General features: G+C 60.9%; 20 protein-coding genes. 4 read left to right on the top strand and 16 right to left on the bottom strand.

Annotated elements, in window-relative coordinates; all coding sequences use genetic code 11:
* Positions 1–15 precede the first annotated feature (15 nt).
* Positions 16–744: a UTRA domain-containing protein gene (locus tag ACZ5M5_RS22725; protein ID WP_060741112.1), complete on the top strand. Its 729-nt coding sequence runs from the start codon at positions 16–18 to the stop codon at positions 742–744.
* 7 nt (positions 745–751) lie between these two features.
* On the opposite strand, the gene ACZ5M5_RS22720 is transcribed toward ACZ5M5_RS22725, so the two are convergent.
* The 7 genes from ACZ5M5_RS22720 to minC form a co-directional block, all read right to left on the bottom strand.
* On the bottom strand, positions 752–934 hold the full coding sequence (locus tag ACZ5M5_RS22720; protein WP_060741113.1) for a hypothetical protein: 183 nt from the start codon (positions 932–934) through the stop codon (positions 752–754).
* A 213-nt stretch (positions 935–1,147) separates the two neighbouring features.
* Positions 1,148–2,437, bottom strand: a complete 1,290-nt coding sequence (locus tag ACZ5M5_RS22715; RefSeq protein ID WP_014339686.1) for a M18 family aminopeptidase — start codon at positions 2,435–2,437, stop codon at positions 1,148–1,150.
* Between the two features lie 100 nt (positions 2,438–2,537).
* On the bottom strand, positions 2,538–3,641 hold the full coding sequence (locus tag ACZ5M5_RS22710) for a hypothetical protein (protein ID WP_464738015.1): 1,104 nt from the start codon (positions 3,639–3,641) through the stop codon (positions 2,538–2,540).
* 36 nt (positions 3,642–3,677) lie between these two features.
* On the bottom strand, positions 3,678–4,313 hold the full coding sequence (locus ACZ5M5_RS22705) for an RluA family pseudouridine synthase (RefSeq protein ID WP_018612476.1): 636 nt from the start codon (positions 4,311–4,313) through the stop codon (positions 3,678–3,680).
* A 182-nt stretch (positions 4,314–4,495) separates the two neighbouring features.
* On the bottom strand, positions 4,496–4,750 hold the full coding sequence (minE, locus tag ACZ5M5_RS22700) for a cell division topological specificity factor MinE (RefSeq protein ID WP_003179111.1): 255 nt from the start codon (positions 4,748–4,750) through the stop codon (positions 4,496–4,498).
* On the bottom strand, positions 4,750–5,562 hold the full coding sequence (minD, locus tag ACZ5M5_RS22695) for a septum site-determining protein MinD (protein WP_003179114.1): 813 nt from the start codon (positions 5,560–5,562) through the stop codon (positions 4,750–4,752). The genes minE and minD overlap by 1 nt, the downstream gene beginning before the upstream one ends.
* 201 nt (positions 5,563–5,763) lie before the next feature.
* Positions 5,764–6,501 carry a septum site-determining protein MinC gene (gene minC, locus ACZ5M5_RS22690; RefSeq protein ID WP_092328440.1) on the bottom strand — a complete coding sequence of 246 codons (738 nt, stop codon included), beginning with the start codon at positions 6,499–6,501 and terminating at the stop codon, positions 5,764–5,766.
* 118 nt (positions 6,502–6,619) lie between these two features.
* Here minC and ACZ5M5_RS22685 point away from each other — a divergent pair, with 118 nt between their 5' ends.
* Positions 6,620–7,552, top strand: a complete 933-nt coding sequence (locus tag ACZ5M5_RS22685; RefSeq protein ID WP_060741116.1) for a lipid A biosynthesis lauroyl acyltransferase — start codon at positions 6,620–6,622, stop codon at positions 7,550–7,552.
* A gap of 35 nt (positions 7,553–7,587) precedes the next feature.
* The gene (locus tag ACZ5M5_RS22680) at positions 7,588–8,742 is read left to right on the top strand and encodes a patatin-like phospholipase family protein (protein WP_464738014.1); all 1,155 of its coding nucleotides are present in this window, start codon (positions 7,588–7,590) and stop codon (positions 8,740–8,742) included.
* Positions 8,743–8,873: 131 nt separating this feature from the next.
* On the opposite strand, the gene ACZ5M5_RS22675 is transcribed toward ACZ5M5_RS22680, so the two are convergent.
* The 6 genes from ACZ5M5_RS22675 to puuE form a co-directional block, all read right to left on the bottom strand.
* A complete protein-coding gene (locus tag ACZ5M5_RS22675; RefSeq protein ID WP_060741118.1) occupies positions 8,874–9,659 on the bottom strand; it encodes an outer membrane protein OmpK in 786 nt (261 codons plus the stop codon).
* 500 nt (positions 9,660–10,159) lie between these two features.
* Positions 10,160–11,461, bottom strand: a complete 1,302-nt coding sequence (locus tag ACZ5M5_RS22670; RefSeq protein ID WP_060741119.1) for a urate hydroxylase PuuD — start codon at positions 11,459–11,461, stop codon at positions 10,160–10,162.
* A gap of 51 nt (positions 11,462–11,512) precedes the next feature.
* Positions 11,513–12,016: an ureidoglycolate lyase gene (locus tag ACZ5M5_RS22665; RefSeq protein ID WP_060741120.1), complete on the bottom strand. Its 504-nt coding sequence runs from the start codon at positions 12,014–12,016 to the stop codon at positions 11,513–11,515.
* A gap of 147 nt (positions 12,017–12,163) precedes the next feature.
* Positions 12,164–13,159 (bottom strand): allantoicase, encoded by a 996-nt coding sequence (gene alc, locus ACZ5M5_RS22660; protein ID WP_092171116.1) that lies wholly within the window; start codon positions 13,157–13,159, stop codon positions 12,164–12,166.
* A gap of 55 nt (positions 13,160–13,214) precedes the next feature.
* Complete coding sequence (gene uraD / locus ACZ5M5_RS22655) at positions 13,215–13,730, bottom strand: 2-oxo-4-hydroxy-4-carboxy-5-ureidoimidazoline decarboxylase (protein WP_060741121.1); 516 nt, start codon at positions 13,728–13,730, stop codon at positions 13,215–13,217.
* The gene (gene puuE / locus ACZ5M5_RS22650; RefSeq protein WP_060741122.1) at positions 13,727–14,668 is read right to left on the bottom strand and encodes an allantoinase PuuE; all 942 of its coding nucleotides are present in this window, start codon (positions 14,666–14,668) and stop codon (positions 13,727–13,729) included. Before puuE ends, uraD begins: the two co-directional genes overlap by 4 nt.
* A 414-nt stretch (positions 14,669–15,082) precedes the next feature.
* Here puuE and uraH point away from each other — a divergent pair, with 414 nt between their 5' ends.
* On the top strand, positions 15,083–15,436 hold the full coding sequence (uraH, locus tag ACZ5M5_RS22645) for a hydroxyisourate hydrolase (RefSeq protein ID WP_060741123.1): 354 nt from the start codon (positions 15,083–15,085) through the stop codon (positions 15,434–15,436).
* A gap of 93 nt (positions 15,437–15,529) precedes the next feature.
* Here uraH and ACZ5M5_RS22640 read toward each other — a convergent pair whose 3' ends face one another.
* From ACZ5M5_RS22640 to ACZ5M5_RS22630, 3 genes are all read right to left on the bottom strand, one after another.
* Entirely contained in the window at positions 15,530–17,104 is a 1,575-nt protein-coding gene (locus tag ACZ5M5_RS22640; protein WP_152032434.1) for a hypothetical protein, read from the bottom strand.
* A gap of 165 nt (positions 17,105–17,269) precedes the next feature.
* Positions 17,270–20,995, bottom strand: a complete 3,726-nt coding sequence (locus tag ACZ5M5_RS22635) for a calcium-binding protein (protein WP_464738013.1) — start codon at positions 20,993–20,995, stop codon at positions 17,270–17,272.
* 131 nt (positions 20,996–21,126) lie between these two features.
* Positions 21,127–21,756: a LysE family translocator gene (locus ACZ5M5_RS22630; RefSeq protein ID WP_060741126.1), complete on the bottom strand. Its 630-nt coding sequence runs from the start codon at positions 21,754–21,756 to the stop codon at positions 21,127–21,129.
* Positions 21,757–21,787 lie beyond the last annotated feature (31 nt).

Raw genomic sequence — 21,787 nt, 5'->3', positions numbered from 1 at the left:
AGATAGGTAACGTTGATGCGCATCGATGCAACCAAAGCGGTGACAGCCATCGGACAGGTCCTGCAAGAGCAACTCGACCACGGGTTGCTGGCGCCCGGCAGCAAGTTGCCGGCCGAGCGCAAGCTCAGTGAATTGTTCGGGACCACGCGGATCACCGTGCGCGAGGCGTTGTTGCAGCTCGAAGCCCAGGGGCAGATCTATCGGGAGGAGCGCCGCGGCTGGTTCGTCTCGCCGCCGCGCCTGGCCTACAACCTGATGCAGCGCAGCCATTTCCACGCCATGGTTGCGGCCCAGGGGCGTGTGCCTTCTACCCAAGTGATCTCGGCGCGCCTGCAACCGGCTTCGGCGGCCGTGTGTGCCTGGTTGCAACTGCCGGCGCTGTCCAGCGTGATCCAGATCTGCCGCGTGCGTCGTATCGACGAGCGCCTGGTGCTCTACGTCGAACACTACCTGAACCCACAGTATTTTCCGGACATCCTCGAGTTCGATCTCAACCAGTCCATCACCGAGTTGTACGCCCGCCATTACGACCTGCACTACGGCCGGGTGAAGTTCGAAATCGTGCCCACCTCTTTACAGCCGGAGGCGGCAGCGGCGTTGAGGGTTTCGGTGGGCAGCCCCGGGCTTCGCATCGCACGGGTCAACTATGACCAGCACCAGCGGCTGATCGACTGCGACCTGGAGTTCTGGCGACACGACGCGATCCATGTCGGGGTGGATGTGCCCGAGCAACCGCCCGCTTGAGGTGAACTCAGGCTGACTCGTTGAGTTTGGCCAGGATCCTGAATAACACCGTGGCGAGGATCAGCAACATGCCGATCCACATGGCAAAGACTCCGACGTTCTTGTCACGGAAGTTGAAGCCGATGGCCAGCAGGATCATGCCGGCGATGATGGGGACCAGCATGCTGTTGAACGAAGACATGGAAACCATGGAGACGGCCTTGTCAGGGGGGGTAAGGCCAGTCTAGTCGGGGTTTTGCCGGGTTGTGATGATGTGTGTCAGCACACCCCTCAATCCCGAGGCGAACGCTGTGTGGGAGCAACGCTTGCTAGCGATGAAGGCGACTCGATTTCTGGAAAAATCGCATCACCTTCATCGCGGGCAAGCCTTGCTCCCACAGGGTTCATCATGCCTTCGGGGCGGTTATGGCAACTCGCGAGAGGCGTAGAACGCGCTCAGCACTTTCACCAGATGCGCCAGGTCATGGCTGCCGCACAGTTCGCGGATCGAATGCATGGCGAAGGTCGGCAGGCCGATGTCCACGGTGCGCACGCCCAGCTGGCTGGCGGTGATCGGGCCGATGGTCGAGCCGCAGCCCATGTCGCTGCGCACCACGAAGCTCTGCACCGGTACTTCTTCGGCCATGCACAGGTGACGGAAGAACCCGGCGGTTTCGCTGTTGGTGGCGTAGCGCTGGTTGCTGTTGACCTTGATCACTGGACCGGCGTTGAGCTTGGGGCCGTGGTTGGCGTCGTGCTTGTCGGCATAGTTGGGGTGCACGCCGTGGGCGTTGTCCGCCGACACCAGCAGGGATTTCTGAATGGTGCGAACGAACTCTTCACCTTCAGGCAGCAGGCGACGCAGGGTTTGTTCCAGCATCGGGCCGTCGGCGCCACAGGCCGAGCACGAGCCAACTTCCTCGTGATCGTTGCACACCAGTACGCATGTTTCTTCGGTGTCGGCGTTCAGCAAGGCTTGCAGGCCGGCGTAGCACGACAGCAGGTTGTCCAGGCGCGCGCCGGCAATGAAGTCGCCGTGCAGGCCAATGACCGCGGCGCTTTGGGTGTCGTAGAAACTCAACTCGTAATCGAGCACCACATCGGCATTCAGGCCGTGTTCGCGGGCCAGTTGATCGGTGAGCACGGCACGGAAGTCGACGCGCTCGTCACCGGCGAACTGGGCGAGGATCGGCGGCAGTTCGTTCTGCGGGTTGATGGCCCAGCCCTGGTTGGCTTCGCGATTGAGGTGGATGGCCAGGTTCGGAATCGTGGCGATCGGCGCCTTGAAATCGATCAACTGGCTTTCGACCTTGCCATCGCGGCGGAAGGTCACGCGCCCGGCCAGGGACAGGTCGCGGTCGAACCACGGCGCCAGCAGCGCGCCGCCGTAGACTTCCACGCCCAACTGCCAGAACCCGTGGCGTTGCAGTTCCGGCTGTGGCTTGACCCGCAGGCAAGGGCTGTCGGTGTGGGCGCCGACCAGGCGAATGCCGTCGTGCAGCGGTGAGTTGCGGCCAAGCTTGAAGGCGATGATCGAGGAGTCGTTGCGCGTGACGTAGTAGCGACCGTTGGCCTCGGTGGCCCAGGTCTCGCGTTCGTCAAGACGCTGATAGCCGGCCGCCTCCAGGCGCTTGGCCAGGCTGGCGGTGGCATGGAACGGGGTAGGGGAGGCCTTGAGGAAGTCGATCAGGCCTTGGTTCAACTCTGCGCGCATAAGTCACTCCAGACAGCGATGGGCGGGAGTTTACCCCATCGACAGCCTGCGTTGCAGGCCAATCCCCCGTCGAGGGTTGTTCCACGGGCCCCGCCATCGATCAGCCCGAGGCCGTGATCCGTTTGCGCAAGTGCGCCATGATCAGGGACTTGTCTTGTGCCTTGGACGGTTCTGGCAGGTGCCGCGGCCAGTGCTCCAGTTGGCCGAACCACTGTTGCTGGCGCTTCGGGTCCAGGCGAAGGATCTCCCGCGATGCCGAATCCCACCAATGGTGCCGGCAGAGGTTGTAGTAAGGATGCTCCGGTGCCGCGCTGCCATACAGCAGGTCGCGACCGATCCTGTGCAAGGGGCCGCTGTGATTGCGCAACTTCCATTTGATCTTCAGCCGCCGCCAGGCCGACGGGAAAGGCCGGGTGCGCGGAACGTCGTGGCAACGCTCCACCAACTGGGTATTGAATGCCTCGCCGTGCTGGGCAAAGAAGTGCGCTTGCATGGTGTGGAAGAAGCGCTTCTCGGCGAAGTAGTGATAAACGTGCTTGTTGGTTTCGCTGATGGCCTGGTTGCGCAGGGTGAATGAAATCGCGATCTGTTCGATGGTGTGGATGTCGAAGCCACCTTCGGTCCACTCATCGATCAGCCCGACGGCCTGGGCCAGCAGCGCGCCGTCTTTGTCCGTCACACCGCATAACCCGCTGTTGTAGAGCTTGAAACTGTTGTCTGGGGTGATGCCGTGGGCGCGCAGGCGCGTGCCCAGCTTGAGGTAGTCCTCGCGCTTGCAGACATAGTCCCAGTGGTATTCGAAGCTGTCCATCAGGTACTGCCCTGGCTGGATTTGCTTGAACAGCAGGTCGGGATCGGACAGGAACAGCGTGTCGGTGTCGACGAACAGAGTCTTCTCCGCCAGCGTCAGGCCGGCCGCGATGGCACAGGCCTTGCGTCGGTGAATGTAACCGTTGTTGCCTTGCCACTCGGCCAGCAACTGCGGGCTCAGCGCGAGGGTTTCGACTGGCCAGCCGCGATAATCCTCAGGCCGGTCGGTCAGGATCCTGATGCTGGGCAGGGTCGCCGGATTGCCGTGGGCCAGGGCGGTGAGGATGCTGAACTTGGCTTCGTGGCGATAAGCGTCCTTGTCGCCGTAGATCAGATACAGCAATTGGTGGCGGACTTTTTTGACGGGTGTTTCCTGAAAATCAATAACCTGCATGCCAAGCCTTTATTGGATGAAACCATTTTCACGGATCTAGAACGGTGCCGGGCACTCGAAGCGCAAGCGCTCGCCGCTTTGCGGGTGGGTGAAGCTCAGCATGCTGGCGTGCAGGCACAGGCGTGGCCAGGCGGCGAGGGCCTGCGGATGGGCGTAGAGCCCGTCGCCCAGCAGCGGGTGACCGATGGAGAGCATGTGTACGCGCAATTGGTGCGAGCGCCCGGTGATCGGCGTCAGCTCGACCCGGCACCAGTCGCCACAACGTTCCAGTACGCGCCAGAAGGTCAGGGCGTGTTTGCCTTGTTCATGGTCCACCACATGCCGGGGTTTGGTTGGCGGGTCGTAGCGCAAGGGCAGGTCGATGCTGCCACTGTCCAGCTCCGGTTGGCCCCAGCACAACGCCGTGTAGGCTTTTTCGGTTTCGCGATCATGAAATTGCCGGGACAGTTCGCGATGGGTGTCCGGGTCACGGGCCAAGAGGATGATGCCGGAGGTTTCCCAGTCCAGTCGGTGCACGATTCGCGCTTCCGGATAGCCGTTTTCCTGCAAGCGGGTGATCAGGCAATCTTTGTTGTCGTCGGCCCGGCCGGGCACGGAAAGCAACAGGGTCGGCTTGTCGACCACCAGGACAGCGGCGTCCTGATGAATGATGCGGATGTTGGACAGGGGCATTGAAAACAGTCTCGTTACAAACGCCAACGGCGGCTGGGCCCCGACCCTTGTGGGAGCGGGCTTGCTCGCGAAAGCGGTGTTTCAGGCACATCGATACTGAATGTGCCACCGTCTTCGCGAGCAAGCCCGCTCCCACAAAAGGGCTGTGGGGACCCGAGCCGCCGTGGCTCCCGCCGGGGCGATCAGCGATCCGGCAGGGTGATATTGAGTTCCAGGATCGAGCAGCTGCCCTGGCTTTCCAGCGCCACATGCACGTCATCGCTACCGATGTTGACGTATTTGCGGATCACTTCCACCAGTTCCTTCTGCAAGGCTGGCAGGTAGTCAGGGGTGCTGCGTTGGCCGCGTTCGTGCGCCACGATGATCTGTAGACGCTCTTTCGCGACCGAGGCGGTACTGGGCTTTTTGTTGGCACGAAAGAAGTCAAAAAGGTTCATTACCTACCTCCAAACAGGCGCTCGAAGAAACCTTTCTTCGTTACATCGAGGAAACGATGCTCCACGGTCTTGCCCAACAGGCGATCGACGGCATCGCTGTATGCCTGGCCGGCATCGCTCTGGTCGTCGAGAATCACCGGCACGCCGGAGTTGGAAGCCTTGAGTACCGCTTGGGATTCCGGAATGACCCCCAGCAGGGTGACCGCGAGGATTTCCTTGACGTCTTCGACGCCGAGCATTTCGCCGTCGCTGACCCGTTGTGGGTTGTAGCGGGTCAGCAGCAGGTGTTCCTTGATCGGCTCTTCGCCCTTCTCGGCGCGGCGGGATTTGCTCGCCAGCAGGCCCAGCATGCGGTCGGAGTCACGGACCGACGACACTTCCGGGTTGGTCACGACAATCGCTTCGTCGGCGAAGTACATGGCCAGGTGGGCACCTTTCTCGATACCGGCCGGGGAGTCGCAGACCACGAACTCGAAGTCTTCCTTGAGTTGCATCAGGACCTTTTCCACGCCTTCCTGGGTCAGCGCGTCTTTGTCGCGGGTCTGACTGGCGGCCAGCACGTAGAGGTTTTCAAGGCGCTTGTCCTTGATCAGGGCCTGTTGCAGGTTCGCTTCGCCGTTGACCACGTTGACGAAGTCGTAGACCACGCGGCGCTCGCAACCCATGATCAGGTCCAGGTTGCGCAAGCCGACGTCGAAGTCGACGATGACTGTCTTGTGGCCGCGCAGAGCGAGGCCGGTACCGATAGCGGCGCTGGTGGTGGTCTTACCCACACCACCCTTGCCGGATGTAACCACGAGAATCTTGGCCAAGGTGTTTCACCCCTAAGGAAAAAGGGACTTTGTCAGCCCCTGAAAAACATCTCTGGAAAACCGTTGCAATTGGACAGGCTTGGCTGGAATCGGCTGTCGGGCGGGGTCTACCTCCGGTAAACACTGCCAGATCCTTTTTCCTACGTCGTTTAAGCCGTTTTCGCTCGTTTTAGAGATGCTTGGAAAATGCGGCAGTATCCGTTAAAGCCGAATGATGTTCAACACGTCGCCCGACAGGCTGATCTGAACGCCGGCGCCCCACAACGGGTCGCGACGCAAATCCTCGGAGACCTTGTACTGCCCGGCGATGGAAACCAGCTCAGCGCTCAATTGCTGACAGAAGATCCTGGCTTTGGTATCACCCTTGACGCCGGCCAGTGCTCGACCGCGCATCGGGCCGTATACATGGATGTTGCCATCGGCCAGAAGTTCCGCCCCCGGGCTGACCGACGACACGATGACCAGATCGCCACCCTGGGCATAAATCTGCTGCCCGCCGCGCACTGGCGAGGTGATGACCCGCGTTGGCTTGATGGTGGGCTCCGGTGGTTTTTCCGGGGCTTTCTTCGCTTCGGCCGGGCTCAGTTCCAGCACGCGTTCCCGGGCGCCGGACGGCGGCAGCACGGGAATGTCCACGGCGATGGCGGCGGCGATGTCTTCGATGCGGCTGGCGCGGATCGCCAGGGTGCGCAGACCGTGCTGGCGGCAAATGCGCATCAGGCCTGGCAGATCCACTGAGCCTTCGCCAGCCGGCAGCTTGTCCAGGGCCAGCACCAGGGGGGCATTGCTGAAGAAGTTCGGGGCCTGGGCGACTTTCGCCGCCAGTTGCCGGTCAAGGCTCTCCAGGTCGTTGCGGGCCAGTTCCAGCACCGTAATGGCGAGCATGCTGCCCTTCAGCTGGAACACGGGATCTTGGTCTAGCGGTTCGGTTTGGCTCATGGTCGGCGTACAACGGCTTGTCACTAAAAGTGCCGAGACTTATAACGAGATCGTCCGCCAGCCGCAACCCGGGTCGAACAATGTAGAATGCGCGGCCCATGTCCTAATGGAAGTTGTAATGGATCGCCCGCGTTTTCGAGCTGCATTTTTTCATCCGCGTTTCTGGCTGCTGTGGTGCGGCCTGGGGCTGTTGTGGCTGATCGTGCAATTGCCTTATCCGTTATTGCTGCGGGTCGGTCGTGCATTGGGGGCGCTGATGTACCGGGTGGCTGGCGACCGACGGCGCATTGCCCGTCGCAACCTGGAACTGTGTTTCCCGCAAAAGTCCGCTGCCGAACGCAAGCGTCTGCTCAAGGAAAACTTTGCCTCCACCGGCATCGCTTTTTTCGAAATGGCCATGAGTTGGTGGTGGTCGCGTTCGCGTTTGGCGAAACTGGCCCATGTCGAAGGGTTGGAGCATCTCAAGCAGGCTCAGCGCGAGGGCAAGGGCGTGATCCTGATGGCGCTGCATTTCACCACGCTGGAAATCGGCGCGGCCTTGCTCGGCCAGCAGCACACCATCGATGGCATGTACCGTGAGCACAAGAACCCGTTGTTCGACTACATCCAGCGCCGGGGCCGCGAGCGGCACAACCTCGACTCCCTGGCGGTGGAGCGTGACGACGTGCGGGGCATGCTCAAGCTGCTGCGGGCCGGCCGGGCGATCTGGTATGCGCCGGACCAGGACTACGGCGCCAAGCAAAGCGTGTTCGTGCCGCTGTTCGGCATCCAGGCCGCGACGGTCACCGCCACCACCAAGTTCGCCCGCCTGGGCAAGGCGCTGGTGGTGCCTTTCACCCAGGAGCGCCTGGCCGATGGCAGCGGTTATCGCCTGGTGATCCAGGCTCCGTTGACGGATTTCCCGGGGGAGACCGAGGAAGCCGATTGCATCCGCATCAATCAATGGGTCGAGCAATCGGTGCGCGATTGTCCCGAGCAGTACCTCTGGGCCCACCGGCGCTTCAAGAGCCGTCCACCGGGCGAGCCCAAGCTGTACGACAAACGCGGCTGAGTTTTTTGATATCACCTTGAGCACGGAGCATTGCGATGACCCCAGCTGAACCGGTTACAGGTTTGATTCTTTCCGGCGGCGGGGCTCGGGCGGCGTATCAAGTGGGGGTATTGGCGGCGATTGCCGAATTGTTACCCGACGGGGCGGATAACCCGTTTCCGGTGATCGTCGGCACCTCGGCCGGGGCGATCAACGCGGTCAGCCTGGCGAGCGGGGCGATGGACTTCAAGACCGCCATCGAACGGCTGACGGCGTTCTGGCAAGCGGTACGCAGCCATCAGGTCATGCGCAGCGACTGGCGCGGCGTGATCGCCCAGGCGACGCGTTTCATTACCCACAGCCTGTTGGGCCTGGGGGCCAAGTTGCCGGTGGCGCTGATCGACAGTTCGCCGCTGCGCGAACTGCTCCAGGCCCAATTCCACGCCTCGGGCATCGAGCAGTCCATCGCCGAACAGCAACTGCGGGCGGTGGCGGTGACGGCATTCGGTTATGAATCCGGCCAGGCCGTCACTTTCTACCAGGGACGCGGGACCATCGATGCCTGGCTGCGCCACCGACGTATCGGTGTGCCGACGCAGTTGTCGGTGGAGCACCTGCTGGCCAGTTCGGCGATTCCGCTGTTGTTCGCGCCGGTCAAGATCGGTCCGCAGTACTTTGGCGACGGCGCGGTGCGGCAATCGGCGCCCATCAGCCCGGCCTTACACCTGGGGGCCAATCGCGTGCTGGTGATCGGCGTCAGCGGCAACCCCCGTGGCGTCGGTGGCCAGGATCCTTCCGAGCGCAGCTACACCGGCCTGCAACCGACCCTGGCGCAGATCGGTGGCCATATGCTCAACAGCACCTTCATTGACAGCCTGGAAAGCGACATCGAATTGCTTCAACGCCTGAACGGTTTCAGCCACCTGCTGCCCGATGATGTGCCGGCCCATGCCCTCGGCGCCGCACCGGTGGAGGTATTGGTGATTTCGCCGAGCCAGCCCATCGATGAAATCGCCGCTCGCCATCGTCAGGAACTGCCCCGTGCGTTGCGGGTTTTCCTGCGGGGGCCGGGAGCGACCAAGACCAGTGGCGCGGGGGTGTTGAGTTATCTGTTGTTCGAGGCGGGGTACTGCAGCGAGCTGATCGAGTTGGGACGCCAGGATGCGTTGGCGCAGCGCGAGGCGTTGAGTCGGTTCCTGGGGTTGTCCTGACTGATGCAAGCAGGTCCACCGCTATCGCGAGCAAGCACGCTCCCACAAGGGATTTGCGGTGGGCGCTGAATCCTGGCTTTCACGAAACCAATGTGGGAGCGAGCTTGCTCGCTCCCACAAGGGTGACGTGATTAGAAGTGATACTTCAGCAAGAAGCTGGTGTTGCTCTGGTTGGTCTTGAACCCTTCGCTGTCTTCGATCCCGTATTTGTTCTTCCAGTAGTCATACTCCACGCCCACATACAGCTGCTTGGCGCCAAGCTTCAAGGCCTTGCCCAGGTCATATTTGATCTGCGGGTTGATGTGCAGGTTGGCGTGGTAGGTGCCCTTCGAGTTGCTGTCGTTGTCCACCACCCAGTCGATGAAACCGTCGATCAGGATGTCGGAAGAACCCACCGGTACGGTGTAGGCCCAGGCCGGGGTGATCTGCCAGACATTGTCGCCGGCGCGCGGGCCTTCGGTCTGGCGGTTGTAGAAGTTCAGTTGGAAGTAGTCGAAGCCGGGAATCGCCAGGTCGAAGCCCGGGCCGATCAGGTAGGACTCGTTGTCGCCTTCACCGAATTCATAGGTCATGGCCAGCAGCACATCCTTGATCGGCCCCAGTTCCAGCTTCTGGTCGAAGATCTTGCCGAACGACAGGCGCGGGCTGAACTCGCCGTAGTAGGTATTCGGGCCGGACTGGCTGTCGTCCTGGCCGTTGTAGAAGATCCGGTCGAGGAAGAAGAAGTTGTCCCCGTATTTCCAGGCATCAGCGTGTTCGAAGGTCACGGTCTGCTGGATACGCGGGTTGACCTGGAAATCCTTGCCATACAGGTAGGTCAGGCTGTTGTTCTGCCATTGGAACAGGTCGTCGGCCATCGCTTGGCCTGCGACCAGCAAGGATCCTGCGAGTATCAGGCTGGTGCACGTATGTTTCATTCGGTTTGCTCCCAAAGGTAAGTGGTACCGCCATTTTTTAAGGTCAGCGCTCTGGTGTGGCGCCTTTTTCCATGGATTAAAAAACATCCGTTCGGTCAGCTTTTTGAGCGTGGCGAATGCTGATAGCAAGCGCTGAGCCAAGTCCGGAAAAAACCGGAAATGGCGTGGCCTGCGGTTTTTTGATCAGTCGGAAAAGCTGTTTTCAGGGGCGCGTCATGTCCGCCAACGCCGCAACAAGTTGGCGGTCCGGTCAGGATCGGAAGGGATTTTGTTGTAGGCCTGCTTCAAACGGCCGCGCAGGATACGGGCTTGCCTTGAAGGGCTCAAGTGCCCTGCAACAGCGCATGGGCGGCGAATTTGGGGCGTGATGGCGGGGCTTGGTCATCGGGTGCTTTCCTCTTGTTTTTATTGTTGAGGCGCAGGCAGTCGCTGACGGGGGACCGGTGGTGTGCCGGTCGACCTGTCAGCGGTATGACGATTAACGGTTTGGAGCGCTTGGCTCAGTTGGTGCGCGCGCCCTGGTTGATCCACGCGCCGATCAGGTCGCGTTCCTGCTGGGTCATCTGCGTGATGTTGCCCAATGGCATGATCTGGCTGGTCACGGCTTGGGCCTGGATGCGCGCGGCCTGTTGCTGGATCTGCTGCGGCGTATCGAACATCACCCCGCCCGGCGCGGCACTGAACAGCGGGCTGGTGGGCTTGGCCGAGTGGCAGACCGAGCAGCGTTCCTGGATCACGCTGTGGACCTTCTCGAACGAGGGGCCCTGGGCGTTGGCGGCCTGGGTGGGGGCCGAGGCCGGTGCGGCGGGGGCGGTCGCCGGTTTCGCGCCGCCGCCCACTGCCGTTTCCGGCAACGGTTGGTACTCGATCACGCCGGGTGCCTTGGCCACGTCCGGTGCGCTGGGCATGGGTTTGGGGCCGGTGACATAAGCCAGGCAGATCATCGCCAGGGCGCCGACCGGCAGCGTCCAGGCAAACCGGTTGCTGTCATGGCGCGTGTTGAAGTAATGCCGCACCAACACCGCCGCCACGGCGATACCGGCCAGGATCAACCAGTTGTACTGGCTGCCGTAGGTGCTCGGGAAGTGGTTGCTGATCATGATGAACAGCACCGGCAGGGTGAAGTAGTTGTTGTGGCGCGAACGCAACAAGCCCTTGGCCGGCAATGCCGGGTCGGGAGTGCGGTTCTCGGCGATGGCCGCGACCAGGGCACGTTGTGCCGGCATGATGATGCGGAACACATTGCCCACCATGATCGTGCCGATGACCGCCCCGACATGCAGGTAGGCACCGCGACCGCTGAACACCTTGCTGAACCCGTAGGCCGCGGCGATCAGCAGCACGAACAGGATCAGGCCGAGCAAGGCAGGGCGTTTGCCCAGGGCCGAGTCGCAGAGAAAGGAATAGACGAACCAGCCGACGAACAACGAGCCGATGCCCAAGGCGACGCCTTCGGGGCCGCTCAGGCCGCTGCCGGGGGCCAGCAGGTAGACGGTCGGGTTCCAATAGAACACCACGCACAGCAGGGCGATGCCCGACATCCAGGTGAAGTAGGCTTCCCATTTGAACCAGTGCAGGTTGTCCGGCATGGACGGTGGTGCAAGTTTGTATTTTTCCAGGTGGTAGATGCCGCCACCGTGGATGGCCCACAGGTCACCGGCCAGGCCGCTCCTGGGGTTGACGCGATTGAGGTTGTTTTCCAGCCAGACGAAGTAGAACGACGCGCCGATCCAGGCCACGCCAGTGATCATGTGAACCCAGCGCACGCTCAGGTTCAGCCATTCCAGCATATGTGCTTCCACAGTCTTTACCTCTCGCCCGTCACGCTTGTCTGCGCGTGATCGGACCTTCTCTTATTGGTGGGGGGCGAGGATCAAACACTCATCCTCTTGGAAAAAATGCTCATCGCAGTTATTGCCTGTGCCACTGCGATCAACCACCAGGAAGTCATCCCGCTTTTCGATCGTCAGCACCGGGTGGTGCCAGACGCCGCGATGGTAATTAATGCCCTGCCTGCCGTTGGTGACGAAGGCGCGGACCAAGCCTGATACAGGTGCATCGCCAAGTGGCGCGACCACGATCAGAAAGGGGTTGCCGAGCAGCGGAATGAAGGCCTGGCTGCCCAGCGGATGGCGCTCCAGCATGCGTACGGTCAGCGGCATGTCCAGCGCGTCGGCGCGGAAGATGCTGATGATCGCCTGATCGTCCGGCGTAGCGGTTTGCACCGTCGCCAGGCGATGGAAGCGCATGGTCGAACCGTTGTTGATCATGAAGTGATCGCTGCCGTCGGTTTCGATCACGTCACCGAACGGGGCGAAGGCTTCTTTGGTCAACGGTTCGATCTTGAGTGTGCGCATGCTGGTCTTCTTATCCAAAAAATTCTGTGTCGTTTGTTCAGCTTCTGTGGCGAGGGAGCTTGCTCCCGCTGGGGCGCGAAGCGGCCCTCAAAATGGGACTGCTGCGCAGTCCAGCGGGAGCAAGCTCCCTCGCCACAGGTGCGGTGTTTACTTCGCTACCTTGCCCAGCACCCGCAGGCGACTCACGCCACCATCCGGGAACACATTGAGGCGGATGTGGGTGATCGGTCCCAGGGCCTTGATCTGCTCGGCGAAGGTGTGCTCGGCGTGCATCTCCAGCTTCTGGCTCGGCAGCAGTTCGCGCCAGAACAGCGACTGGGTTTCGATCTGGCTGTCGGTGCCGCCCTTGACGAACGCGCCCTGGATCGAGCAACTGTCGGGGTAGTTGCCCTTGAAGTGCAGGGTGTCGACGATGACTTTCTCGACCTCGCCGGCATGGCCCAGGGCGACGATCACCCAGTCATTGCCCGGGGTGCGACGACGGGCGGTTTCCCAGCCATCGCCCATGTTCACGCCACGACCCGGGTTGAGGATATTGCTCATGCGGCCGAAGTGCTCGTCGGAGCAGGCCAGGGCGCGACCACCATTGAGGGCGGCGGCCAGGTCGATCTGTTCGTTGTCGCCCACGGCCGACCAGTCGCGGTACGGAATGCCGTAGACCCGCAAGCGGGCCACGCCGCCATCAGGGTAGATGTTGAAACGCAGGTGGCTGAAGGCCTGGTCATTGCTGATCTCGTGGTAGTGGTGGCTGTTGCCTTGCAGCTCCACGGCCGACAGCACTTCAGTCCACTGGGTGTTTTCGTCCGGCTCGCCTTCGGTCAGGAAGCAGGCTTCGAGGGAGGCTGATGGTGGGTAGTTGCCGGTGAAGAATGAGGTGTCGATGTCCACGCCCTTGATCGACCCCGCCACACCCAGGCGGATCACCGCGCTGTCGTAGCCTTCGAAGCGCTTGCGCCGCGATTCCCAGCCGTCCATCCACTTGCCGTTATCATCGAACACGCCCTCCTTCCACACGGCCGGGGTCGGCTGGAACAGGCGGTTGGCGTCGGCGAACCAGTCGTCGGTGACCGAGATGATCTTGGTGCCCAGGCGGGCGTCGGCCAGGTTGACGAACTTCTCGAAAGGTACGGCGTAAGCTTTCATTCTTCTTGTCTGCCTTTAAATAAGTTGGCTGGGGATGCTTGCAGGAGGCTGCTCGCTAAAGGGTCAGTAATCGGAACAACGCGATCTTGTTGATCTCTGCCAGCGCGCATTTGAATTCGGCGTCTGCCGAGTGATGGATGCGCGTTTCGAATGCCGCGAGGATCTGGTGCCGGTTGCTGCCTTTTACCGCCATGATGAAGGGAAACTTGAACTTGGCCTTGTAGGCGTCGTTCAGCTCGGTGAAGCGTTGAAACTCTTCGGCCGTGCATTGGTGAATACCGGCGCCGGCCTGTTCGTTCGTGCTGGCTTCGGTCAGTTGGCCCTGGACGGCGGCTTTGCCGGCCAGGTCCGGGTGGGCGTTGATCAGCGCCAGTTGGCTGGCGTGATCGGCGCTCAACAGGATGTCGCTCATGCGCTGGTGCAGGGTCTCGATCTCGTCGATCGAGGGATCCTGGCCCAGTTCAAACGCCTTTTCGGCGACCCATGGCGAATGTTCGTAGATATCGGCGAAAGCCCGGACGAAGGCGTCACGGCTCAAGGTGGAAGGCTTGAGGGTCTGGAAGGCGGTCATTTCGAGGCTCCTGGATTCGAAGCCCCTTGGTACGGGTGGGCCTGCTGCCAGTGGCGGGCGATGTCGACACGCCGGCTGAACCAGACGTGTTCATGGCCTTTGACGTATTCGAGGAAGCGCTTGAGGGATGCCAGGCGCGCAGGGCGGCCGATCAGCCGGCAATGCAGCCCGATGGAGAGCATCTTCGGCGCCTCGGCACCTTCTGCATACAGCACGTCGAAAGCGTCCTTCAGGTATTGGAAAAAATCGTCACCCTTGTTGAAACCCTGCACCTGGGTGAAGCGCATGTCATTGGTGTCGAGGGTGTAGGGAATCACCAGGTGCGGCTTGCCGTTCGGGGTATTCGGTTCCCAGTAGGGCAGGTCGTCGTCGTAGGTGTCGCTGTCGTAGAGGAAACCGCCTTCTTCCATCACCAGCCGGCGGGTGTTCGGGCCGGTGCGGCCGGTGTACCAGCCCAGCGGGCGCTCGCCAGTGATTTCGGTGAGGATGCGGATCGCTTCGAGCATGTGCTCGCGCTCCTGGGCCTCATCCATGTACTGGTAGTCGATCCAGCGATAGCCGTGGCTGCAGATTTCGTGACCGGCGGCGACCATGGCGCGAATCACGTCCGGATGGCGCTGGGCGGCCATGGCGACGGCGAAGATGGTCAGCGGGATGTCGAATGCCTTGAACAGCTTGAGGACCCGCCAGACACCGGCACGGCTGCCATACTCGTACAGCGATTCCATGCTCATGTTGCGCTCGCCCTGCAGCGGTTGCGCGGCGACCATCTCCGAAAGGAACGCTTCGGATTCCTTGTCGCCATGCAGGACGTTACGCTCGCCACCTTCTTCGTAGTTGAGCACGAAGGACAAAGCGATGCGGGCGTTGCCCGGCCACTGGGGATGGGGAGGGTTATTGCCGTAACCGATCAGGTCGCGTGGGTAGTCAGCGCTCACTGCAGTTTTCCTTCTTGTTCGAACCATGTGGGTGGCGCCCTGATGATGAAATATAGGCTGGCGTCACGACGATGGAGTGATTGTATACAACTTTATGCGCGATTTGTAAGCCTGATTTTCTGCATTTTTCACCGCGGTCCCTGGCTTGTCTACACTGCAAGAAACCTGCCCACTTGGTCAATGAATCGTCAGGAGGATCTTGTATTCATTTGGTTTGCTTGAGGCCGGGGCCGGCGTGCCGTTGCGCAGTCCATGGACTGAATGTTTATTTTTTATTGTGTACAATTTTCTTTTAAAGTGTCTTAATTCGCTCATCGCCGCAGCGTTTCGTGCTCCGAACCGGTGCGGCCTGTCTTTCAACTGATTCAGGAGGCGTCGTGCCGGGCTGCCCTCGCAGCAAGGCGCGCAGAAGCAATGGGACGTTTGACTACTCACGTTTTGGATGCTGCACATGGCTGCCCGGGCAGCGCGATCAAGGTCGAGTTGTACCGGGTGGAGGGCTCGCAATTGCAGCTGGTCGCCAGCGCGCAGACCAACAGCGATGGCCGTTGCGATGCACCCTTGCTGCAAGGGGAGGACTACCGCTCGGGCGTCTATCAATTGCAATTTCATGCCGGCGATTATTACCGCGCACGTGGCGTGCAACTGCCCGAGCCGGCGTTCCTGGATGTGGTGGTGCTGCGCTTCGGCATTTCGGCCGAGCAGGAGCATTATCACGTGCCCCTGCTGATTTCGCCCTACGCCTATTCAACCTATCGAGGCAGTTGACCCCCAAGCAGCTGCCTCTCCTGGAAGCGACTGCGCATGGCGCTTCTTTGGTTTTTCGCCCGCTCACACTGCGGGCTTTTTTTTGCCGCCAGCCTACAGCCTGGCGTTGTCATCCCGAATGATAAAGACAGTGTCCGCGTAGCCAGGCCGGATCTGTGAACCGCCCTTTAGCCAGATGATTTTGCCGGCCTGATGGGCGTCCTTGACCGCTTGTGCGGCAGCGTCGCCGACCTGGGTCTCCAGGTTGATGCCGGTGGTGTTGGGATTCATGTGGGTGGGCAGGGAGAGTTTCGGCATGCGAGTGCGATGCAGGCTCATGAAAAATACATAGTCATGCCCGGTGCGCCGAAACACCAGCGCCGGAAAGCTGTTGAAACTGTTGGGCTCCATGACCGTGTAGCCATTGCGCGTCAGGATGCCGGCCATGAAGCGCTTGAGGTCCATCGGCGAGTAGGTCGACATGAAGAAATTCCACTCTCGCGGGAACCGTAGGGGGTCGAAATCCAGCCGATCCAGTCTCCCCGTCGAGGTGGAAATGGGCAGGTCTATCGAACGCGAAGCGCTCGTGATCCCTGACGAGGTCGGGAGTACGGGCAGCATCAGCAAGGGGTCGGTCCATTGCGGATGGGGCGAGGGAACGGCGTTTTTCCAGCTATGGAAAATCTGCCTCAGTGCGGTCAGGCCCGCAGCATCGGCGATCGAGGAGCTGTTGGCGAGTTCGAACTGCCTTCTGGCGATATTTTCCAGGGTGACTGTGGTGACCTCGGGAAACACTTCCCTGACATAGGCCGTCAGCGGTTTCTCGAAGGGAAGCCTGGCATCGATCTCCCAATGGTTGTCCGGCGGCACGCGGATTACGCTTCGGGGCTGCTCGTCCGGGGTATGCCTGAGGATGGCTTCCAGCAGATCAAAATCATAGGCGGGATGGCCAGGTTGCTGGATGTAGGCAATGGGGTAGTCCCGTGCGTCGACACGTGTCACCCGCTTATAGTGAACGTCGCCGATGGTGATGAAGGCCGGCAGGGTGAGCTTTGGCTCGACCCCCCATTCCTTGCGAAAAACCGGGGTGGTTTCCACTGCGACTTCGCTGGAGGGTGGCGCCGTGCGCTGGCGCTTGGGCGCGGGCCCTTCCAGAGGATCATCGTCCGGCACGTTGTAGCGGGTAATGGTGAGCGTGGAGTCGCTGCCGTGGGAAACCTGCCGCCACAGTAGGCTGCCTTCGACTTGTTCCAGGCGGGGGCCGGACGCAACGAGCTCAGCGCTTGAGCGCGCCCGGTAGTTTTGGTCGGCATCGCGCCCCAATAGCACCGTCCCACCTTCGGCAAGTTTGACGTAAGTCCGGGTCCTGAATGTCTGGATCCCGGAGGTCGGGTCCGGGTCCGACAGCATGGGGATCAGCTCGGGGGAAAGGTAATAATTGTCCAGCGATAGCGAGGCGGGCACATGGGCAATGGCGGCTTGGGAGGTGAGTTCCGCTACCTGGACCGCCGTGGCCTGGGCGTCAGCGGCTTCGGTTTGTCGCCCAGGCGACGAGCCGGGCGACGAATCGCTGCCATCGACCCTGATAGGGCTCCTGGGCAGGCTTTCGGGTGTGGTATCGCGACTGCCGTGGGGCGTATCGGGAGGCGAAGTTGGAACGTTGGGGCGGGTGTTTTTTCTGGGGCTCATTGACGTTTGCGCTCTTGAATTTGAAAAGTATGAACAATGAATACGTCGCCGCCCGTCGTGTGGATTGACGGGCAACGCGCTGAAAGATGTTCTTGGAAAATCAACGGGCGGGTGCACTACATATGTATTGCATCGGCAAAAGACGTTCGCAGTCACTCCTCAGGACTAGGTCTGTCTGGAGACGATCTCGCCTGGGGAGAGCAGCCAACGCCAATGAGGAAGTTCCAGGCCAAAAGTCGGGCTCAGCGCGATGGCCTGCGCAAGCATCAGTGACTTGTTCAACGTCGTGCCTTCGGCCCATTTCACGCACTGTTCGCGCAACAAGCGCAGCGCCTCGTCGTCCAGGGGTGGGTTCTGGCTGAGCCCTTCGCGAGCCAGGTCCTGATAAAGGCTGAGATGGTGATCGCACAAGTTGGTTTTTCTTAGGCTCGTTGCGGCGATGACCCGCGATTCATCTGTATCGAGGGTCCACTGGCGCGCCTTGAGGTGATAACTCAGTGAGCCGGGCGAGCCATCTTTGAGCGCCATGTTGGACACCCTCAGTTGTGCCGATGCTAACCGTGACAATTCGGGGGGCAGGGCGGCTTCGGGATCGACCGGGGGCGAAAAATACCGGCCGTCCAGTGCCGTTACATAGACGCGCTCGAACAGACTGTCGACTGCATGGACGACACCCTGGGCCGTGATGACGCGTATCTGGTCGACGAGGTCGTCCTCTGCGTAGGCGGGTAGATGAAGGATCGTCGTGCCTACCTGCAGCAGGTTATTGGCCAGTTTGATCTCGACCTCCCCGAGGCGGGTGGCGTCGAGTTCCCAAGTGGATGCCTGGGGCAGTCGGGGATTGGCGCCAGCCAGCGCGCCTGGCGTGGTCAGCCGTAGTGTCATGCCCGGGCTCAGGTGGACAAGGTACGTGGAGCCTTGGCCTGTCAGCACTTCGATACCGGTCTGCTCAACGGCTGGCGTGAGCATCGCGCAGGTGGCCTGGTTGCCCATGGGATGGGGCTTCTTATCCAGGGGCTGGAGAAACGCGTAGTGCTTTCTGGTCGGCGTGAGTGAAAGGGGGGCTTGTGTGTTCCATTGCACCGGATCCTTGTCGATGAATCCCTTATTCAGCAACCGCGCGGGGTCGGGGGTGGGGATGGCCAGGCGGTAGGAGGCGCCGTCGCGCATGATCAGGATAAACGTGTGCTGTGAATCCAATGCGGAAAACGCACGTCGCCCGCTGGTCTTTGTCCGCGCGCTGTAGCGCTCATCGGAACGGGCCAGGTTGTTCAGGACGACACGGCGACTGCCAAAATCCAGGGTGAGACCGCACTCACCATATTTCACCGTGTCCCCTCCGTCTTCCTGGATGACATAGGCGTTGTAGTGAGCTTCGACCCGGGTCAGTTCGCTATGGGCATAGTCCAGGTGAAGCGTGGTGCAATACTCACTTTTCTGTCTCACCTTGAGCGTGGTGAATTCAATCAACCGGGAAACGTAGTAGCTCGTGTCCTTATCGTGGGCCACCCAGCGCTCGCTTCGGTCATTGAGGATGGCCGGGTTCCGGGGGATGCCGTGTTGCACCATGACCGCTTCAATGACGAGGGGGCTGTCGTGCTCCAGCGTCTCCGGCAGGTCTGGCACCCAGTGGAAGCCGTCCTTTGTCGTGAAGGTCAGGCGGTTGTTCTGTAAGGCTCTTGGATAGTCCGTATCGGCATAGACATTGTTGAGGGTGACTTTGCGTGACTCCCAGTCATTGCCATCGAAGCACGACGTGATCACCAGGTTGCCCTGCTCGATCACCCAGCTTTCAATCAGGTCGGCGCGCCAGTCCAGGGAAATGACGCTGCTGCCCATGCCGTCCTCGGTGATCGATACGTGGCCGGGTTTGTGGGCGATGACGTAGGCATCGTCCCCAGGCCCGCCGTCGGCGTTGCGGTTGTTGCCGCCGAGAATGAAGATCCGGTCGTCTCCCGCGCCGGCCTCGATGAGATCGTTGCCCCGGGACTTGATGATGTTCGCGCCGGCGCTGCCCTTGATGACATGGGTGCCGCCCTCAAGGATTTCCACATGTTCGATGCCTTCAAGAAGCGCGTGGAGATGCTGTCCGCTTTCGCTCTTGGGATCTTCCTGAGTGATGATGGACGCCTGCCCCGCCTCCAGGTCGATGTGATAACCCAGTCGCGGCACCTGGCCATGGCCGGGATTGCCGGCCAGTATCAGCGTGTCGTTACCCGAACCACCTGCCAGCCGGTTCGGCGCAGGTACTTCGTCTCCCGGGGCAATGGATGTCGAGCCTTCGAAAACGAATACATCGTCTTTCGCGCCGCCCCTCAGCCGCTTGACGCCTGACCCGTAGTGGAAAACGTTCGGCTTGTTTTCTACCCCGAAAACCGTGTCATTGCCGCCGCCGATGTACCAACGGATGCCTTTGTGCTCCGCCGCCGCTTCGATGACTGCGCCAGGCGTTTCGAGCGTGACGCCTTGGCGGGCATCAATCCAGTCATCGCTGTCCTTGATTTTCGGGCGCGTGTTCGTTGCCTGATACTTTTCGCCGGTCCACCAGTTCCAGGTGTTGTAGGTCACTTGCTCGAGTTCCACGGTGAATCGACCGTTCACGATCGCCTCGGTGCTGTCTTTCAACGGGCCCTTGAGCAAGTTCAAGGCGTTGGCCCGCAGTTGCCTGGTGTGTTCGGCGGTCGCCTTGGCGAGGGTGTAGCGCTCCTGGATATCGTCGTCAGGGCTGATAGTCCAGAAGGCGAACCAACCCGTTCGCAGGCGCTCGTGGGCACTGAGGGTTATGTAGTCGTCGATCTCATCGACCTGGCGAATCGCCCCCCAGACCTGTGACCCGACCACCAGGATAAGCCCGGCGGCAAGGCCCACCGGACCGGCTGAACTGAAGCCCGCCAGCGCGGCCAAGCCGATGGTCAGGGTCATCGCGGCGCTGGTGACACTCAAGGCGGCGCTGACGTAATGATCGGTGGCCGCTTTGCCACTCGCGTTGGCGGCGGCCTTGAAAGCGTCAACTGCAGAGACGATATCGAAAGGCAGGGTCAACACGCTGGCAATCAGCCCACTTCCCCGGGCCAGTCGAGTCGCGAAGGTGGTTTTCGCGAAATCCCCCAGGGAGCGCTGACCGGCCCGGATCATTTGCGTGGCTTGTCGGGTCACCAGCGCTTCGACGCCCAAGGAAGCCACTTCGGCGGCCACGCTGGCGCCGTTGAACAGGGTCTGGTAGTCGTCCTTGTTGCGGATGGCGTCTTGCAGGCCGCGCAGGCCGCTGTAGATTCCGAAGGCCTGGAGTCCCAGGCCGGTGGGGATGAGGATCTGGCTCTTGGTCTTGTTTACCCAGTTCAGTGAAGTCTGGGCAAACTGATGAGGGTCGAGGCCCTGTGCAGACTTCAGGAGTTTTTCCAGGATATTGTGATAACTGCCCGCTTCAGTCTGTACTGCAAGGTTGGCTCTTAATAATGGACGCGCAGAGCGTGAGCGTTGGCTGGCTATTTCAAAAAGCAATGTCGGCAAGCGGTAGTCGTTTGCATCGGCGGTCAGTTTTATATGAGTTTCGACATCCGCTGCATTGAACTGCAGTGAGTCCAGGAAAAAACGACTGGCGATGCGAAAGAAACTGTTTTCACCGTTCAATACCTGACCGTCAGTGGTTGCACCCAGTGCATTCAGGGCGGAGCGGGTCACGGCTACGGAGCCGATCTGGAGCGGGCCGTAAAGTTTGTCGACGACTTCGAGTTGGGCTTGCCGGTGCTTGTGTTCCGGATTGAGTTGCGATTGATCGGCGACTTTGAAGTCGAGCGTCTCGATCGTATGCTCATTGGCCTGAAAGACAATATCGCTAATGACGACACCCCGGTCGTCAGTAGCGCAAGAGGGCGCTATAAGTTGGGCCATTGTGAACTTCCTTGTTCAACGATGTTTGAATTGGCCCTCTATGTAAGGTGTTTTCCCGAGTGCTGTATATCGATGGGTTGTTGCGATGTTTTGCGAATGCCGCACACAAAGGCATTCGCAAAGCCGAGGGCTCAGTGGGTGGACATTAAGGAGGCTGCACCCGCGCCGCCAAACAGGCCCGCGCTGATCCGGTTGAACCAGCTCTGGCCCTTGCCGGTGCGCAGATAGCGCGCCGCGCCGTGGGCGCCGAGGCCGTAGGCCAGTTTGCAGAGCAGGTCGAGTACGGTCCAGGTGGCGATCATGATCAGCAGTTGCGGCAGGAAGGGTTGTTCGGCGCTCAGGAACTGCGGCAGGAAAGCGGCAAAGAACAGGATGTCTTTCGGATTGCTGGCACCCAGCACGAACGCCCGGCCGAACAACGCGCGGAAACGTGGCACCGCGGCGGCCTGGGGCACTTCGGCGCCTTGGGCAGGTTGCCGCGATTGCTGCCAGCTCTGCCAGGCCAGGTAGAACAGGTACAGGGCACCGACGATTTTCAGGGCGCTGAACAATTGTTCCGACGCCAGCAACAACGCACCGAGCCCCAACGCCGAGGCACTCAGCAGGCAGATCGACGCGATCACCCCACCGAGGAATGCCGGGTACGAGCGACGCAGGCCGTAGTTCAGGCTGTTGCCGATCATCAACAGCGACAGCGGGCCGGGGATAAGGATCACCACCAAGGCGGCGCCACTGAACAACAGCCAGGTTTCCAGATTCATTGCTTTGCTCCTGATGGACAAAAGCCTCACC

The organism is Pseudomonas sp. Van50 (assembly GCF_055390755.1).
Note: the sequence above shows the minus strand (reverse complement) of the source record. Positions and strands in the feature narration are given on the sequence as shown.